Source organism: Rothia dentocariosa ATCC 17931, assembly GCF_000164695.2.
GTDB lineage: Bacteria > Actinomycetota > Actinomycetes > Actinomycetales > Micrococcaceae > Rothia > Rothia dentocariosa.
Window position 1 is genome coordinate 2,192,570 of record NC_014643.1, and the last position, 17,688, is coordinate 2,210,257.

A 17,688-nucleotide genomic window follows, 5' to 3' on the forward strand; every position below is an offset into this window, starting at 1 on the left:
ACTTACCAGCGTCCCAACACTACGTTGATAGTGCACAGTGCTGCGGCACCAGCGGTGGAGGCTCGCAGAATTTCAGTTCCTAACAGTGCCTTGTGCGCACCCGCCCGCGTGAAAAGTTCGATTTCCCGCTCGGTGATGCCTCCTTCAGGTCCTACAAGAATATAAATTCTGGTGGGATTATCAGGGCTGTACCCAATCTTTCGCAGATATTCGCTTAAGGGTTCAGTGGCCTGTTCATGCAGAATGTAGACATACGCTCCCTGATCCGTGAGCTCGCGTATGTGTTCTGCGAGTTCCTGCGAAGAATACAGCTCTTCCACGGTAGGAATGAGCGCTCGACGCGATTGCTTAGCGGCGGCAGAGACAGTATTTTGCCACTTTTGGTGAGCTTTAGTAGCGCGTTCCCCTTTCCACCGCACGATAGAGCGATCGGCACTCCACGGGATAACGCTCCGAATTCCAAGTTCGGTGCCGGTCTCAATTGCCAATATGTCTCGGTTATCTTTGGCGAGTGCCTGCACAAGGGAAACTGAGAGGCTGTTATCGTCCTTATCTAGGTTTTGGACTGTAACTTCAAGTCCTTTAGAGGAAATCGCTGAAACAATACCGTGGATACGATGCCCTTGGCCGTCTGCAAGGTCAAGGTTCTCCCCTATAGCTAAGCGTTTCACCTTGGCGTGATGCGCTTCCGGGCCAGTTAGAGTAAATGTACTCCCTGCCGTGCAGCTGGCTAGCTCTTTGGCGGTAATGTAGAAAATGGGGGCGCTCATAAGATCCTTGATAAAGCTGTATCCGAAGTGTTTCATCTTACCGTACTAGGATTTTCAGAACACTTCGGATACAAAGAATGTTGTCTATTTAAATTGGTCTTTGAGTCGCGAAAAAAGACCATGTTTTTGTTTGACGTGGGTGCCTTCGTGCAAGTCTTCTCCACGAAGTTCAGCGAATTTTTGGAGCAACTCACGTTGTTCGGAGTTTACATTGGTCGGTGTTGTGACCTGAATACGTACCTGTAGGTCTCCGCGTTTATCGGAGTGAAGGCGGGTAACACCTAAGCCGTTCAAAGTTACGATGTCGCCGCTTTGTGCGCCTTCAGGGATGGTGATCTCTTGAACCCCATCGAAGGTTTCTAAGGGTACGGTGGTTCCTAAAACGGCTGCGACCATAGGAATATTCACCGTTGTAGTGAGATTATCACCATCGCGAACAAAGTATTTATCGCGCTTAACGTTGAGATCAATATAAAGATCGCCATTGGGACCACCATTGAGTCCAGCTTCGCCTTTACCTCGCAGACGTATGCGGGCTCCGTCATTAACACCGGCGGGAACGGTGAAGGTCAGCGGGAGTTTTTCGCCCACACGGCCCTGTCCGTGGCATTCTGGGCAGCGGTGTTTGATGACGGTGCCATATCCCTGACAGCTGGGGCACTCTACCTGCTGCATGACGGTTCCTAGGATGGATTGAACACGGCGCTGCATGAATCCCTGGCCATGACAGGTCTCACAGGTTTCGGGGTGGGTTCCGGGAGCTGTTCCTTCACCTTCACAGGATTTACAAGTGACGGCCGTGTTAAGCTCTACAGTCTTTTCGACGCCAAAAACTGCGTCTTTGAGGGATATTGAGACGTTGATAAGTGCGTCTTGTCCCTGGCGTACGCGGGACGCGGGACCGCTTTGTCCACCGCCTCCGGTAAACATATCGAAAAGATCTTGGAACCCGAAACTTCCTGAGCCGAAGCCGCCAAATCCTCCTGCGCCTCCGGGGAATCCTGCACGACCCTGTTCGTCGCCGGTAGCGTCGTAATTACGGCGTTTCTCGTTATCTGAGAGTACTTCATAGGCGAGGGTTACACGTTTGAACTCCTCGGCTGCCTCTTCGGATGGGTTAACATCGGGGTGCAGTTGACGCGCCTTTTTACGGTACGCTTTTTTAATCTCTTCGGGGCTTGCGTCCTTTGAGACTCCAAGAGTTGAGTAGTGATCGCTCACGTGTTTCTTCTATCCTTTTCGTACCGGAGTGCTCCGGGTATGGTGTCAATATAAAATCTGTAAATTTGTTGGGCTCTGAGGAGTTACCCGCTTGATGTCATGATGCTCGTGTGCCTAAGACATGACCTAGATAGCGAGCTACCGCGTTCACCGCCGCAATGTTACCACGGTAATCCATGCGGACTGGACCCACCACGCCAAGTTTTGCCGTATGCTTCCCCAAGGCGCCTTCATTGTCTGGTAAATGTTGTTTGCCGTATGAAACTACAACGGGTGAATCGTATTCACCAGTGACAATAGAAGCTCCTTGAAGCGCTTGCTCCGTATTCTCGTGACCGATCCTTACACTGTACCCGGCTTCTTGAACCGATGCGTGAGACAGCACGCGAAGCAGCGTAACCTGTTCCTCGAGCGCATCCAAAATGGGAGCTATGCTCGCCGAGAAGTCGTCGTGACTTCGTGCTAGGTTTGAGGTACCAGAGATCGCGAAGCGAATATCTCGTTCAAAATAAGGCTGTGCTCGCAGATGATCCACGATAGCTTCGGCGAGCTCCGGAGAGCGGCCTCGCAACGCTGGATGATGCGCTTCTGGCAGCAATGCACTTATGTTTTCGAAAGGTAAACCCTGAAGCATTTTAAGCAGGTTCTCTTTAATCGCTGCAAGAGCTGACACAGTTTCATCATGCGCTAAGGCTGTAGTCTCTGGCAGTATCACGGTAACCCGGTGGATTGTGCCAAGATCACTGATAAGCAATGCTAAGAGCGTGCGTGAATCTAGGGGTACGAACTCAAGATGCAAGAGAGTTCCAGCGTTACGTGTTGGGTACTGGATAAGCGCCACCTGATGCGTGAGATGGGCAAGTGTTCGGGTGGCGGCTTCAATCATGTCTTCTACGCTGTGTGCGCTTTCAAGAATTTGCCGTAACGCCGAAACTTGGGTTGCAGAGAGAGCACGCGGCGCGGCTAGAGCATCGACGAAGAACCTGTATCCCTGTTCTGTAGGAATACGCCCAGCGCTGGCGTGCGGTGCGCTCAAAAGTCCCTGTTCTTCTAAAGCTGCCATATCATTGCGTATCGTGGCACTGGATACTTGAAGATGGTGGCGCTGTGCCAGCGTCTTTGAACCTATGGGTTCGCCTGTGCGCACGTAGTCTTCAACGATTGCCTGCAATATGCGCATACGGCGTTCGTGTGACATGGTACTCCTTGCGACCCTATCGGTGGTTAATAATCTGGAAAAGCATAATCTGGCACTCTTGTTGAGAGAGTGCTAAAAACTACTTTTATCATAGCCGGGTAACCCCTAGCGGTACTAGTCTTTCGCCAGAAGCGAGTTATCAATACTTTAGAATTGGATGGGTTCTGCCAAAAGCTAACCTGCGGAAACCAGGCAATATCCGTGGTGCCGTTGTACGAAGGATGCAAGATATGAGTGAACGATACGCTTGGGGTGCACAAGATCTATCGCGTGCCTCAATGAATAACAGGCCTGCGCCTCCTCGTCGGGTCGAACTAAAACGCGGGATGGTCCTTGAGGATCTTAACGGGTGGGTTGGCGAAGTAGTGCGTGCCGAACGTATCGGTGGAGAAATATTTTTCGGGCTTGAAGACGCTCACGGACGGGTCAAAAATTTTCCTTTAGGAATCGGGTACTTTCTTGAGGGCGAACCGGTTGAGATTGTTGCCCCAACACCACGAAAGACCTCAGGGCGCAAAATTTCTCGTTCTGGTTCGGTAGCAGTTGAAAACGTTCCAGCACGGGTAGCGCGCGCATCCAGAATCTGGGTTGAGGGGCTTCATGATGCGGAACTCGTCGAGAAAGTGTGGGGCCATGATCTGCGGGTTGAAGGTATTGTGGTCGAGCCCCTTCATGGTGTTGATGATTTAGCAACTGCCGTTAAAGAGTTCTCCCCCGGTCCAGAGCGACGACTTGGAATTCTTGTGGATCATCTTCTGAAAGGCACCAAGGAAGAACGTGTTGTGGCGGAGGCTTTAGCTGTTCCCGGCGCTGCTGGAAATATTAAGATTGTGGGGCACCCTTTCATTGATATTTGGCAGGCCGTCAAGCCGCAGGTTTTCGGAATTCCGGCATGGCCGCAGGTGCCTCGAGGTGAGGACTGGAAGAAAGGAATTCTACGTCGGTTGGGACAGCCACATCAAAACCAGGAAGACGTGGCAAACGCCTGGAAACGTATTCTTTCCCGAGTTGACTCTTATTCCGATCTTGATCCTACGCTGCTAGGACCTGTTGAGTCGCTCATTGATTTTCTGACTGAATAAGGTAATGTGAGTAGCTCAGGTTGTCTATGCCGCGCCTCTGGCGAGGCGTTCGGCAAAACACGTTACAATAAATAAGGATTTTAGGTTGTACAGGTGCACCAACTGAGGCATGTGTACGGCAGAGCAAAATAGACGAGTAATAATCAGGATTTCTGTGGTTCAAGATACTCGCCCGGAGGGGCATAAACGAAACATTACACCTTTGCCTGTGTTGCAGGACCGGAGCATGGCGACTTTTGCTCACTTTAGCGGCATCATTGGGTTTTTGCCTGCCGCTGCTATCTACTATTTGTATCGTGACCGCGCCCCCTTCACTGAGCAAGAGTCACGTGAAGCCATGAACTTTACGCTTCTGCCTTCAATCATAATTCTTGTTCTTCTCATTTTGAGCTTTGTGCCCGGCATGGCAAGCCTCATGATGTTCTTTACTGCTATTCTGTGGCTTTATATGGCGATCAGTTCCGTAATTGCGGGCATCTACGCCGCTCAAGGAGAACCTCATAGGTACAAGCTCAACCTGCGTATCCTTGACCTTTTCCTCAAGCCTGCTGAAGACTTCAAAGAAAAGAAGAAGCAGCACCGAGAAGAAATGGAAGGGCAACAGCAACAACAGGCAGCCGAGCGCCGCGTATAAACAGCCTTATACACCGTATAAGGCACCCCGGGTCACTATTTCGATATGGAATATGTGGCCCTTTATTTTTACGCGCATATTACATACCACATAAAACACCTGTTAACGATTGAAGGCCCCTGATACACAAGGGACCTTCAACCGTATTCACTCAACTTCAGCAAAGACGACAACACGCTGTAACATATACCGTCCTGCCGATATAAACTCTACCTTAGTTTCAACCTAATGTCTAGTAATTCAATTATTTTATCCTGAAAGTTAAGGCAATTATATTTTTGGGGTAAGTATTCTCGCATATTTTACGAGACATTTATTTTATATCTGGAAGTAATTCTCGAGTAACAGCATCACCTAAAAGTCGCCCCTGCAGCGTGAGTTTTACCGAAGCATCAGGATTGGGCATACCGGTATCCGTAAAAATATCGGATTCAATGAGACCTTGCGAGAGCAACCATCGTAAAGAAGACCCCAGGTCAGCGGCAGGATGCACGGCTAGAAGCTCGTGCATAGGCAGCCCCTCACGTACTCGAATCAACAGCATAATCGTCTCAAAAGAACGAGAATCTGAGTCTAAAATCTCTCGCGCTGCGGCCGGCGACTGCCCAGCTCGAACGCGATGCGCATAGGGAACGGGATGTTTAATATTCCACCACCGGGTACCGTTTATATGTGAATGTGCTCCCGGTCCTATTCCCCACCAGTCTTGATTACGCCAATACGCCATATTATGGTCACTTCGAGTATGCTCAGACCGAGAATAATTCGAGACCTCATACCACCGATATCCGGCTTGCATGAGAAGATCTTCTGCACGCAAATACATATCTGCCATGAGGTCATCATCAGGCATTGTATATTCACCGCGCCGAATTTGTGCAGCAAGTTTAGTACCGTCTTCAACAATCAAAGAATATGCAGAAATGTGGTCTGGCTGATAAGAAATCGCCGCTTGCACACTTTGCTCCCACTGCTCCAGCGTTTCTGACGGAGAGCCATAAATTAAATCTATCGATACTTGAAGACCAATATCTCGCGCCCACGCCACAACTTTAGGAACATTTTCGGGTGTATGGGTACGGTCAAGAACTTTCAAAACCTCGGGCACAACAGATTGCATACCAAAAGAAACACGCGTAAATCCGCCGTCTTTTAACGTCTGCAGATCCTCATAGGTGACAGAGTCAGGATTAGCCTCGGTGGTGACCTCAGCACCATCTTCGATACCGAAAATATCAATTGCAGTTCTCAGGATGCGCACCAAATCATACGCAGGGAGTTTCGTGGGCGTACCCCCGCCGAAGAATACCGTATGCAACGGCCGCTTTACCACCCCGGATGCTTCAAGAGCGCGAGCGGCAAAGAAAATCTCAGCTATAGCATCGTCCGCATACGTACCCAGCCCTATCCCGTCACCAAAATCTTCGGTGGCATAAGTATTGAAATCACAATACCCACATCGCACCGAGCAGAACGGAATATGTACGTAGAGGCTAAAATCACGGTTTTGGCACCCGTGCGCACACGAGGCTGGGATGCGTCCATCACGCGGCGCGGGCGCGCCAGCCGGTTGCGCGGGTGCCATACAATGCCTCCTTCATGGGAATCTAGCCGAGTGCGTGTGCGTAAAAATGACGGGTAGAGACGCTCTTTTCTTGGAGTCAGGTCTCTACCCGCAAGAAAGACGGTAAATATTTACTTCTTTTTGTCTTTCTTCTCTTTCTCTTCGCCCGAAGATAGGGCGGCGATGAATGCCTCTTGCGGTACCTCGACGCGGCCGACCATCTTCATGCGCTTCTTGCCTTCCTTCTGCTTTTCCAGCAGCTTGCGCTTACGCGAAATATCGCCACCGTAGCATTTTGATAGCACGTCCTTGCGCATAGCGCGGATATTTTCGCGGGCAATGATGCGAGAACCAATAGCAGCCTGAATAGGAACCTCAAATTGCTGACGAGGTATTAGCTCACGAAGCTTACTCGTCATCATCAAACCGTACGAATAGGCCTTGTCGCGATGGGTAATAGCCGAGAAAGCATCCACTTTCTCACCCTGAAGCAGGATATCGACCTTCACCAGGTCCGCCTCTTCCTCACCATCGAACTTCCAGTCCAAGGATGCATATCCACGAGTACGGGACTTGAGCTGATCGAAGAAATCAAAGACAATCTCGGCCAGCGGCAGGCGGTACCGCATCTCAACGCGATCCTCAGATAGGTAGTCCATGCCGCCCATTTGCCCGCGGCGCGACTGGCACAACTCCATGATCGCCCCAATATAGTCGCTGGGGGCAATAATCGTACATGCCACCATCGGTTCACGAATGGTTGCGACTTTACCCTCGGGGAACTCGCTTGGATTAGTCACGCGCTTTGCATTACCCGATTCGTCCACAACATCGTAGATAACGTTGGGGGCGGTCGAAATAAGGTCGAGATTGAACTCGCGTTCCAAGCGTTCGCGCACGATTTCAAGGTGCAGCAGGCCTAAGAAGCCACACCGGAAACCGAACCCAAGTGCTGCAGAAGTTTCGGGTTCGTAGACAAGCGCAGCATCGTTGAGCTTGAGCTTGTCTAGGGCATCTCGCAACGCCGGATAATCTGAACCATCAATAGGAAATAGCCCAGAGAACACCATAGGTTTCGGGTCTTCATAGCCGCCTAGGGATTCTGCGGCAGGCTTTACAGCAGAGGTTACGGTATCGCCTACGCGGGACTGCCGAACATCCTTCACACCAGTGATCAAATAACCCACTTCACCCACGCTCAGCCCTTTGGAGGGAATGGGGTCGGGTGAAATTACCCCAATCTCAAGCAGATCGTGTTCTGCGCCGGTAGACATCATCTTGATTTTCTGGCGCGGTTCAAGTTTTCCGTCTACGACACGCACATAGGTGACCACTCCACGATAGGAATCATAAACCGAGTCAAAAATCATGGCGCGGGCCGGCGTGTCCGCCTGCCCCACAGGCGCGGGTATGCCTTCGACGATACGGTCCAGCAGAGCTTCTACACCCTCACCAGTTTTGCCTGAAACCCGCAGAACCTCGTCAGGTTCGCAGCCAATGAGGTTCGCCAGCTCTTCAGCATATTTATCGGGCATAGCGGCGGGCAAGTCGATCTTATTCAAGACAGGAATAATCGTAAGATCGTTCTCCATTGCCAAGTAGAGATTGGCGAGAGTTTGGGCTTCAATCCCCTGTGCCGCATCAACAAGAAGCAGAGCACCTTCGCATGCGGCAAGTGAGCGAGAGACTTCATAGGTGAAGTCAACGTGTCCCGGAGTGTCGATCATGTTGAGCGCATAGGAAGTACCGTCGATCTCCCATGGCATACGTACTGCCTGGGATTTAATGGTGATGCCTCGTTCACGCTCAATATCCATGCGGTCAAGGTATTGTGCCTTCATATCGCGCGGCGCGACAACGCCAGTTGCCTGAAGCATACGATCAGCGAGCGTGGATTTTCCATGATCAATATGTGCAATAATGCAGAAGTTGCGAATAATCGCGGGGTCGGTAGCCGCCGGTATTGGCGGATTTTTCGACAGAGGAGCCACTCGCATATTCCTTTCATGGAGGTTCATCAGGCAGCTGGCACAATTATCTTTTATTTTCCCATAATGCACGCTGGAAGCGCGAACCGGCACGGCTGGCGAGCACAAAGAATTCCCCGCCGGGAGAGAACCGACGGGGAAACCTTATCACTTCGCAATGCGCCTCGTACAGAGGCTGACATTAGGAAAGTTTGTTAACCAGATGCGCTAGACCGGACTTCTTGTTAGCAGCGTTCTTCTTGTGCAGAACACCCTTAGAAACAGCCTTATCCAGCTTGCGGCTCACAAAACGCAGTGCCTCTTCGGCAGCTTCCTTGTTCTGTGCCTCAACAGCTTCCTTAACCCGGCGGGTTGCGGTCTTCAGCTCAGATTTAATAGCGTTGTTACGCAGACGAGCCTTCTCGTTGGTGAGGATGCGCTTTTTCTGGGACTTGATATTAGCCACGATTAAACTTTCTGTTTGTCTTATTGGTCGGTGAGGGCTATGCTGACCGATCATCGACTGAGCGGCGTGGGGATGCCTATGGCAACCGGTCAGCAGTGCCTGATGACCACCAGACACTCAACCACAAATCATAGCAGATAAGTGCCTGTAAGAATACCTTTTATTTCAAGGATGATATATAATTTTCGCGCTTTTGAGATAGGTACAATCTCGGACTAACGGCGGTTGTAGGCTTGTTCGATAAGGCGGAAAGTCTCTTGAGGCATAATTGCCCCTTCACGGCGCATGTTCTCAGGACGCACCCGTAAGACGCGATTGAGTTTGACCTCGGAGGCCCGACCCTGGGAATCCCAAGAGCCTGAACCAATATCTAGATAATTAGAATCTGCATGATCGCGGTTGTTGTGGTCTTTGCTGGTCATCATGAAGGCAAGCAGGTATTCCCCGTCACGCCCTACAAGTATGACCGGGCGGTCTTTCCCCTGAGTATGGTCTTCTTCGTAAGGAACCCAAGTCCACACGATCTCACCAGGATCTGGATCGCCGTCCAATGCGGGAGAATACTCAAAGTCAATAGACCCGCGATAGTCTCCTGGATAGTCTGAGCCCTGTCCCTGCGAACTCTGCTGTTGAGAGGCCGCAGACTTAGAAGCACCGGGGCCTGGTTTCGGCGCATTTGACGTCTGAGGTTGTTCAGAATCGTGGTTGGTCTGTGCTTGCGACTGTTGTGCATTATCGCGCAGAGCATCTTCTGCTGCTTTCCGAAGCGAAGGCAAAACGGCGAAGAATGCTTTTTTCAGTGTTTGTAGCATGGAGTCCATTATGCCTTATGACGCAAATCTTTCCCTAGCTCATATATGAGCAAAATAAAAATGCATTTATGAGCGGTTATGAGGCAACGCAATGGCAAGTACCGCACGTTCAACCGCATATACCGGGTCTAGGCCCTCCCCCTTGAGCTGTGCGTCGGCATCAGCAAGTAGCTGCACGATACGGGCGATCTGTTCACCGGTGAAACGCCTTCCATCACGTTGTGCCTGTTCAACCTGCCATGGAGCCATACCTACCTCACGGGCAAGTTCCTGGGCACTGGCACGCACATGATGCAGGCGGGCAATATTGCGAATACGCATGGCAAGTGCCCCCAACAGAGGGATAGGTTCTGTTCCCGTTGCTAAAGCATGTCGCAAAAGCCTAAGCGCTTCTGCTGCGTTTCCCGTAACAGCGGCGTCTCCCACCCGAAAAGCGGTAACTTCGGTTCGCCCGCCATAGTAACGGTTCACGATCTCTTCGGTAATATTTCCCGCAACATCTGCTTGAAGTTGAGCACAGGCGGAAGCGAGTTCAGCGGTGTCATTGGTGGCGGCTACGAGTAGGCGTAGGGCGCCGGGATCGATAGTGCGTTTAGCCGCTCGGAATTCACTGGTGACAAATTCCGTTTTTTCGCGCTCGGCTTTGAGCGGTTTACAGGGAATAAGAACGTGGTTTTTACGTATGGCATCAATGAGTTTTTTGCCGCGGTTACCGCCGGAATGCTGCATGATGAGCATAATGTCGGATTCTGGGGCAGCAATGTAGCTGAGAACATCGTTAAGGAAATCTTCACTCATGGTGGCGACGTTGTCAGCATCTATTATTTTGGCAGTCCCAAAGAGCGACGGGCTCGCGAGGAGGGTGAGTTCCCCCGCAGTGTAGGTTGAAGCGTTGATGGTGACTAGGTCTGCATTTGGATAGGTGCTATAAAAAGCGGTGCGCAGACGTTCACGTGCTCGTGAGGCGAAATACTCTTCGGAACCGTGGAGCATGATGACCGGTGCGGGATCTACGGTGCGCCATGCGTTATCAAGCGCTTTATTAGCGCGTTGGCCGCGGTAGTTGCCGCGTGATGAGCTTCCCCTGGGAGTCACGGTACCTCATTGCTCGTTCGGTGTGTTGCCGTTTCTATCATACCGAAGTGTCTTTGACCGATTTGGTGCGTTGGTTATTGACGGTGCGTACTAGTTACATGCCGAGTACCGGGCATACGTACATAATCGAGGTGAAGTTCGCGCTTGTAAATACGGTAATCCCAGAGCCATATCAGCAGGCTACCTGCAAAGACAGTAACTCCAGCAAAAGCTACAGATGCCAGAGTAACATCTACATCGAGTGGATTTGCGGGTGCTTGTGCAAAATATTTCGCTATGTATTCGATGCCCTGTGCCGGTATTCTACCGAGAATAAGAGCAATATCCGTGATGGCCGTGAAGTTGATGCTGTAGCTCAGGAACGCGGCAAGACCAGCAAACATGGTGATCGCGGTTAGTGGAGCGGCAAGCATATTTGCGGGAATGGTATAGAGCGGTATTTTGCCGCTGATACCTAAAATCACAGGGGTACACCAGAGCGAGGCGCTGGCGGAAGCTGCTATAAGTTCGGCGAGGGTGTGCGGTAGGACGCGCATCAAGAGGCGCGTGAGTGAGGGTCCGAGCGCTATCAGCGATGCCGTAGCCACGGTGGAGAGCACGAAGCCGAGGTCACCGGCGAGTTTCGGCGCAGCGACGAGGCAGAACACGATAGTGGTGGCGAGCGCGCTAAGAGTATTTCTCCCGGTGCCGCGGAGCATCGCCAAAGCTCCTAGTGACCCCATGAGAATAGAGCGGATTACGGATCCCTCAAAGGTGAGAATCGTGGAGTAGAGAACGACGGCGGTAATACCCATTCCGATCATGAGGCGGCGTGGAACGCGCACGAGAATTCCAAAACGGTAGCCAGCCATGAAAATGATGGCAATATTTGCTCCAGAGACTGCGGTAAGGTGACTGAGCCCGCTAAGCTTATAGTTTTCCTTACTGGTGTTGGGCATTGCGGAGTCATCGCCATAGGCGGTACCTAGAAGTAATGCCGTGGTTTCGGCATCGAGGTGTCGGCGGGCGTAATCGCGCATCCTAGTGTTTAGGGCGCGCGTGTGCTCAAGATTTTGGTTCGGTTGAGGGAATATGCTTGCACCTTTGAGGAATGCGGTGGTGCCTTTATTTTCAAGGGTTCCGAGCGCGTTAACCCGGGTTCCGGGGTTAAGCTGCTGTTTTCGTGTGTTGTTGTAAATACGAATATCTTCATGAATTGGTGCTCGAAGATTACGGTATTGAGCCGTTTCGGTGCTGAGAATGATCATATTCGTATGCGAGTCAAGAGGGCGTATTTCCCTGATGACTCCGGTTATACGTAACGAGGCTCCTTCGGCATCTCTTAGGGTCGTGCGGCTGGAGTCCGTTCCGGTCAGCATGAGCAGGACAGCTTGCAGAGTCACCAAGAGCATAATGAACATGAACTGCCCGAGGATAGGACAAAGAATATGGGCGATTTTGCGTCCATAGAGGGTATTAAGCGTTATGGTGATTATTCCGAGCAGACTAATAGCCACTAAAACGCAGTATTTATAGGGCTGAAAAGTGCCGTGATACATGGCGGCCAGCGTGAAAATCCAGAGTACGACCGCCGAGACTATAAGCCGTATATCAAGGTGAATAATGGCACTAACAGCGCGAAACCATTCGCGGTTATGGTCGCGGCGATAGCGCATCCACTCGGTACGGGCGAAATTTCGGGTGAGATATGGTTTGAGCTTAGGCGGGATGTGCAGAAAACTCATGATGCGGCTCATTACCTATATGTTTGACGCTAACGGATTTAGACTGTGACGAGCGGGCGCAACGAACTCATGAGAGAGGGACCGATGCCAGGTACTGCATCCAGCTCATCAACACTTTTGAAACCTCCGTGAGCATCACGCCAAGAAATAATGCGGGCGGCTAGAGAAGGACCAATGCGCGGCAAAGTCTGCAGCTGCTCAGCAGTCGCAGTATTCAGGTTGATAGGAGAACCCGGTGCGCCCTGCTGCCCAGTGCCCGCAGAAGATTTCGGTGCCGCAGGATTTTGCGCGGTTCCCGGAGAACCGTTGGGTGAAGCACTGTTTCCTCCGGCTGGTGCGGCAAGTGCCGGTGCAGCGGTCTCCCCTGTCTTGGGGATGTAAAGCTGTGTGCCGTCGCTAAGGCTGCCCGCGAGGTTCACCCGGTTGAGGTCGGCATCCGGGGTTGCGCCTCCTGCGGCTTCAAGGGCATCAATGGCGCGGGCATCAGCAGGGAGCGTTTGCACGCCAGGAGTTTTGACTGCTCCAGCTATATGCACTCGAATAGTGCCATTCTTATTCGGAACCTTATTCTGCGCAGATGAATCCGAAGGGGTGGCGCTCGGAATTACGGATGAGCTAGCCCCTGGCGCCGCCACCTGGGCGCTACTGGTAGACTCTTCGTTTGCTTGCGGAGTGGGTGTAAATCCTAGCAACCCCCAGAGAATAATTCCTAGAACGCCCAAGGCTAAAACGAAGACGGCATAGGGCGGAACCTTCCACCGAAAAGCACGGGTTTTCGCTGGTGTTTCCCATTCGTCCCATTCATCCTGAATGAGCTCTTCGGGCATATTCTCACGCTGTGCAATAACGTGAGTAGTGCGCTCGCCGCGCTGTTCATTGGCAGGGTTGTGCGCAGGTTTTACCGCGGAGATCTGCTGCTGTGTGCCCTCGTAGTAGCTTTCCGCCAAATCGTCTGGTTCGGTGCTATGAGTGGCGCGTTGTCTAGCTCGTCTTAAAAGCTGTTCAGATGCCGACTCATGCTGCTCATACACGGTTTGTTCGTAAGAATCTGAGTAGAGTCTTCGAGGGCTCTTCCCCACCGAGGCAGAAGAAGCAGACCCTTCCGCAAAATCATCATGCGGCATAAGGCGTTCTGTGGGCTCGTCATCCCAGATCCCATAGGGGCTTTGCTTCTCTGTCTGAGCTTCCTGTGCTGGTACCGACGTCTCAGCTCTTTCGGGTAGCGTCTGCATAGAAGAGCTTAGTGGGTGAAATGCTTGGTGGGCGTTATCGCGGGTCATAGTGCAAGCCTAGCCGCGTGCTTATGCCCCCGCCGGGCGGTTCCTATATTCTGTGGATAACTATCCGAGCGGGACACAAAAACCGGCTATCCACAGGGATTGCGCCAATTTTTGCGGGTGAATCGGGTAATTTTAGCGGCTACACAAAGAAATATGACATTCTCACATCGCATGGCTAATAGATGACAGCGGCAAGTGCACCCAGTCCGGAATGTGCCGCTAATACGGGCGGGAGAGAGCTAAGAACCGCATCCGAAGCGAAGGCACCCAACGAATCTTGCAAGACTTTAGCTTCCGCAAGATTACCCATATGGTGAAGCGCTACCACGTGACCGGTTGGTCGTACGTCGTGCTGCGCAGCCGCAGCTGCAGGATGCTTTTTTACCGATTGGTGCTTGGTACAAACGTCACGAATAATCTGCGTGAGGCGTTCTTTCGCGCGCGTTGCGGTACGGGGGCGCTCAACATAGGTCAGTTTTCCATCCGCGACCGTGCCGATAGGCTTGATCTGGAACATCTGCCCGACCATCGCCAACGCGGGCGAGACACGGCCTCCGCGACGAAGCGCATCGAGAGTAGGAATGTAGAAATAAATGTCGGTCTCGGCGCATATACCGGTAACTACCTCGGCAAGCTCCTCAGGACTATCGCAAATATCGGCTACATCATGGGCATGCAGCGCCGCGTGCCCATAGGCTCCGGCGACGGTGCGGGAATCAAGTACGGTCACTCGCGCTTTAGAAAGCTGCGCACCCACTCGCGCTGACTCAACGGTTCCAGAGAGTTCTCCCGAGAGATGTATCGACAGAATATGCTCGTACCCTTCATCAACAAGAGTATCGTAGGTATCGGCAAAGACACCAGGGGCAGGACCGGAGGTATGGATCGTATTTCCGAGGACATGCGCCATCAAAATGGCTTCGTCAATTTCCTCAGGGCTAAGACCGGTTAAATCGCGGGTATTCGTCTCGGGTCGGGTGCCCCTGATTCCTGCACGTGAGGGCGTCTCTTGAACGGATACCGGCATGGGTACCACTGCAAAACCACCGCGTTCTTGCCGCTCCTTAAGAATTTCAGGGGTAATGGCAGCGGCTGAGTCTGTCACGACAGCGATGCGTCCCATAAGGCACCCTCCTGAATCTTAAAAATATGGCGATTTGCTATACCCGACTTTCTCATCATAGCTAAAAAGAATGGTGCCGCCGGAAGAAAAACCCGAAAAGTTTTCTTCCGACGGCACCGCATCGATGTTCTGAAAACGCTAGATGACGATATTCACCAGTTTGGGGGCTCGCACAATCACCCTACGGATTTCGGAGCCTTCCACCAGCTTCGCGATAGTCTCATCCTCCAGGGCTTGTTTTTCAAGCTCAGCTTCAGAAATATCCTTTGATACCTCAAGGCGCGCCTTCACTTTGCCCTTGATCTGCACGATTGCGGTGACGGTATCATCCACGAGCAGGGATTCATCTACCTGCGGGAAACCTGCGGTCAGCACCGGGTTATCGTGTCCCAGCGCGTGCCACATGTCTTCGGCGGTGTACGGCGCGTAGAGTGACAACAAGATCGCAATAGTTTCGGTGGCTTCACGCACCGCAGGGTCCGCTCCCCCAGAGCCCGAATCGACAGCCTTACGGGTAGCGTTCACCAGCTCCATAGTCTTGGCGACCACCACGTTGAACTTACCCGAGTCAAGAAGCTGCTTCACATCGTGTACGGTACGCGCCACCAGCTTGTGCAGGTTCGCATCGCCGGATGCCGCATCCACGCCAGGTTCGGAGGTAACGTCCTGAGCAACACGCCATGCGCGCGCCAAGAACTTCTGCGAACCGGCGGGTGAAACGTCCGCCCAGTCCACATCATCTTCGGGCGGCGAAGCGAAGATCATGGTGGTGCGCACCGCATCCACACCGAACGTATCAAGTTGCTCACCCAGGTTTACGCCGTTGCCGAGCGACTTCGACATAGCCTTACCGCCGTTGAGAACCTGCCCCTGATTCATGAGAGCTTTGAACGGCTCGCCGTGCTCAATCAGTCCCAAATCACGAATAACTTTCGTGAAGAAACGCGCATACAGCAGGTGCAGAATCGCATGTTCCACACCGCCCACGTACATATCGACCGCGCCCCATTCCCTGATCGCCTGCGGGTCGAAGGGGCCTTCGGCATAACGGGGTGAAACATAGCGCAGGAAGTACCAGGAAGAATCCACGAAGGTATCCATAGTGTCGGAATCGCGGCGAGCGCTCTTACCGCATTGCGGGCAGGGAACTATGGCCCAGTCATCGGCGGCAGCAAGGGGCGATTGTCCCTTGGGAGCTAACTGTTCACCGCGCAGATTATCTGGGAGCAGAACCGGCAGCTGTTCTTCAGGAACCAGTACCTCGCCGCAGTCCTCACAGTGAATCACGGGAATAGGCGTGCCCCAGAAACGCTGGCGCGAGAGCAACCAGTCGCGCAGGCGGTAAATAACCTTACCTTCGCCGGTGCCGGCAGCCTCAACCAGCTCGGTAGCCTTCGCAATAGCCTCTGCCTTAGGAAGTCCGGTTAGCTCACCGGAGTTAATGAGTACCCCATCGCCCGCAGTGGCGATACCCGACTCGGCAGGGTCTTCCTCGCCCTCAACATCGAGCACCGTCACGATCGGCAGGTCGAATTTCTTGGCGAAGTCAAGGTCACGCTGATCGTGCGCGGGCACCGCCATAATAGCGCCGGTACCATAATCGGCAAGCACATAATCTGAAGCCCACACCGGCAACTTTGCGCCGTTCAGCGGGTTGATTGCGTAACGCCCAGTAAACATACCGGTCTTTTCACGCTCGGAAGACTGGCGGTCAATATCGCTGAGGGCCTTAATCTGCTCGCGGTAGTCCTCTAGCGCCTGTGCCTGATCGGGTGCCACAATCTGCTCGGCAAAGGTCGAGTCAGCGGCAACAACAATAAAGGTTGAACCGTAGAGGGTATCTGGGCGGGTGGTGAAGACTGTGAAGGATTCGGCAGGCTGCGCCTCGGTAGCCTCAATCTCGAAGCGAACCTCAGCACCTTCGGAACGCCCAATCCAGTTCCGCTGCATCAGCAGAACACGTTCGGGCCATTTGCCCTCAAGCTGCTCCATATCGTCAAGAAGCTGCTGGGCGTAGTCAGTAATCTTGAAGTACCACTGATTCAGCGACTTCTTAGTAACCGTGGTGCCGCATCGTTCGCAAGCGCCATTAACCACCTGTTCGTTCGCGAGCACGGTCTGATCTTTGGGGCACCAGTTCACCATTGAGTCTTTGCGGTAGGCCAGGCCCTGCTTATAGAACTGCTCGAAAAGCCACTGGGTCCACTTATAGTATTCGGGGTCTGAGGTGTGCAGACGTCGATCCCAATCCACGGCGATAGCGTAACGTTTGAAAGATTCTGCCTGCGTGTCAATATTCTTGTAGGTCCACTCTTTTGGGTGGGTACCGTTCTTGATAGCAGCGTTTTCTGCGGGCAAACCGAAGGAATCCCAGCCGATGGGGTGCAGAACATCGTAGCCGCACTGCTTGTAGTAGCGGGCATTCATGTCTCCAATAGCAAACGCTTCTGCGTGGCCCATATGCAGGTCACCTGAGGGGTACGGAAACATGTCTAGCACATAGCGGCGACCTTTCGCGGCGTTGCCGGTTGGCTTGAAGACACCCGTTTCTTCCCAGTAGGGGCGCCATTTCGCTTCCTGTGCACGGAAGTCATACGCATTCTCAGTGCGTTCGGTCTCTACCTCAGCAGACACTACGATTCCTTTGACGTTTGATTTTCGCTAACCAACCTATTCTAGCGTGTACCCACAAAGGTTTCTTGATGTATTCATAAACTCACGAGTTCCCGTTTCATATCGTGGATGCCCCACC

14 protein-coding genes are annotated in these 17,688 nt (G+C 52.5%); 2 read left to right on the forward strand and 12 right to left on the reverse strand.

Features of this window, described 5'->3' with window-relative positions; genetic code table 11:
* Window positions 1–2: 2 nt before the first annotated feature.
* From HMPREF0733_RS09400 to hrcA, 3 genes are all read right to left on the reverse strand, one after another.
* Window positions 3–770, reverse strand: a complete 768-nt coding sequence (locus HMPREF0733_RS09400; RefSeq protein WP_004004696.1) for a 16S rRNA (uracil(1498)-N(3))-methyltransferase — start codon at window positions 768–770, stop codon at window positions 3–5.
* Between the two features lie 84 nt (window positions 771–854).
* The gene (gene dnaJ, locus HMPREF0733_RS09405) at window positions 855–1,991 is read right to left on the reverse strand and encodes a molecular chaperone DnaJ (RefSeq protein ID WP_004004697.1); all 1,137 of its coding nucleotides are present in this window, start codon (window positions 1,989–1,991) and stop codon (window positions 855–857) included.
* Window positions 1,992–2,088: 97 nt separating this feature from the next.
* The gene (gene hrcA / locus HMPREF0733_RS09410; RefSeq protein WP_013399093.1) at window positions 2,089–3,189 is read right to left on the reverse strand and encodes a heat-inducible transcriptional repressor HrcA; all 1,101 of its coding nucleotides are present in this window, start codon (window positions 3,187–3,189) and stop codon (window positions 2,089–2,091) included.
* Window positions 3,190–3,419: 230 nt separating this feature from the next.
* On the opposite strand from hrcA, the gene HMPREF0733_RS09415 reads away from it, so the two are divergent.
* A complete protein-coding gene (locus HMPREF0733_RS09415) occupies window positions 3,420–4,271 on the forward strand; it encodes a DUF3097 family protein (RefSeq protein ID WP_013399094.1) in 852 nt (283 codons plus the stop codon).
* A 226-nt stretch (window positions 4,272–4,497) separates the two neighbouring features.
* The gene (locus HMPREF0733_RS10810) at window positions 4,498–4,905 is read left to right on the forward strand and encodes a DUF4870 domain-containing protein (protein ID WP_115333646.1); all 408 of its coding nucleotides are present in this window, start codon (window positions 4,498–4,500) and stop codon (window positions 4,903–4,905) included.
* A gap of 313 nt (window positions 4,906–5,218) precedes the next feature.
* Here HMPREF0733_RS10810 and hemW read toward each other — a convergent pair whose 3' ends face one another.
* From hemW to leuS, 9 genes are all read right to left on the reverse strand, one after another.
* On the reverse strand, window positions 5,219–6,490 hold the full coding sequence (gene hemW, locus HMPREF0733_RS09425; RefSeq protein WP_013399096.1) for a radical SAM family heme chaperone HemW: 1,272 nt from the start codon (window positions 6,488–6,490) through the stop codon (window positions 5,219–5,221).
* Between the two features lie 110 nt (window positions 6,491–6,600).
* A complete protein-coding gene (gene lepA / locus HMPREF0733_RS09430) occupies window positions 6,601–8,460 on the reverse strand; it encodes a translation elongation factor 4 (RefSeq protein WP_041321792.1) in 1,860 nt (619 codons plus the stop codon).
* Between the two features lie 178 nt (window positions 8,461–8,638).
* On the reverse strand, window positions 8,639–8,902 hold the full coding sequence (rpsT, locus tag HMPREF0733_RS09435) for a 30S ribosomal protein S20 (protein ID WP_004004703.1): 264 nt from the start codon (window positions 8,900–8,902) through the stop codon (window positions 8,639–8,641).
* 215 nt (window positions 8,903–9,117) lie between these two features.
* The gene (locus HMPREF0733_RS09440) at window positions 9,118–9,714 is read right to left on the reverse strand and encodes a type II toxin-antitoxin system PemK/MazF family toxin (protein WP_041322105.1); all 597 of its coding nucleotides are present in this window, start codon (window positions 9,712–9,714) and stop codon (window positions 9,118–9,120) included.
* A gap of 66 nt (window positions 9,715–9,780) precedes the next feature.
* Window positions 9,781–10,809, reverse strand: coding sequence for a DNA polymerase III subunit delta (holA, locus tag HMPREF0733_RS09445; RefSeq protein ID WP_013399099.1), 1,029 nt, complete (start codon window positions 10,807–10,809; stop codon window positions 9,781–9,783).
* A gap of 74 nt (window positions 10,810–10,883) precedes the next feature.
* The gene (locus HMPREF0733_RS09450) at window positions 10,884–12,533 is read right to left on the reverse strand and encodes a ComEC/Rec2 family competence protein (protein WP_244864721.1); all 1,650 of its coding nucleotides are present in this window, start codon (window positions 12,531–12,533) and stop codon (window positions 10,884–10,886) included.
* Window positions 12,534–12,571: 38 nt separating this feature from the next.
* The gene (locus HMPREF0733_RS10815) at window positions 12,572–13,813 is read right to left on the reverse strand and encodes a ComEA family DNA-binding protein (RefSeq protein ID WP_049775448.1); all 1,242 of its coding nucleotides are present in this window, start codon (window positions 13,811–13,813) and stop codon (window positions 12,572–12,574) included.
* A gap of 175 nt (window positions 13,814–13,988) precedes the next feature.
* Entirely contained in the window at window positions 13,989–14,936 is a 948-nt protein-coding gene (locus HMPREF0733_RS09460; protein ID WP_013399102.1) for a DegV family protein, read from the reverse strand.
* A 138-nt stretch (window positions 14,937–15,074) separates the two neighbouring features.
* Window positions 15,075–17,570 carry a leucine--tRNA ligase gene (leuS, locus tag HMPREF0733_RS09465; RefSeq protein ID WP_013399103.1) on the reverse strand — a complete coding sequence of 832 codons (2,496 nt, stop codon included), beginning with the start codon at window positions 17,568–17,570 and terminating at the stop codon, window positions 15,075–15,077.
* Window positions 17,571–17,688 lie beyond the last annotated feature (118 nt).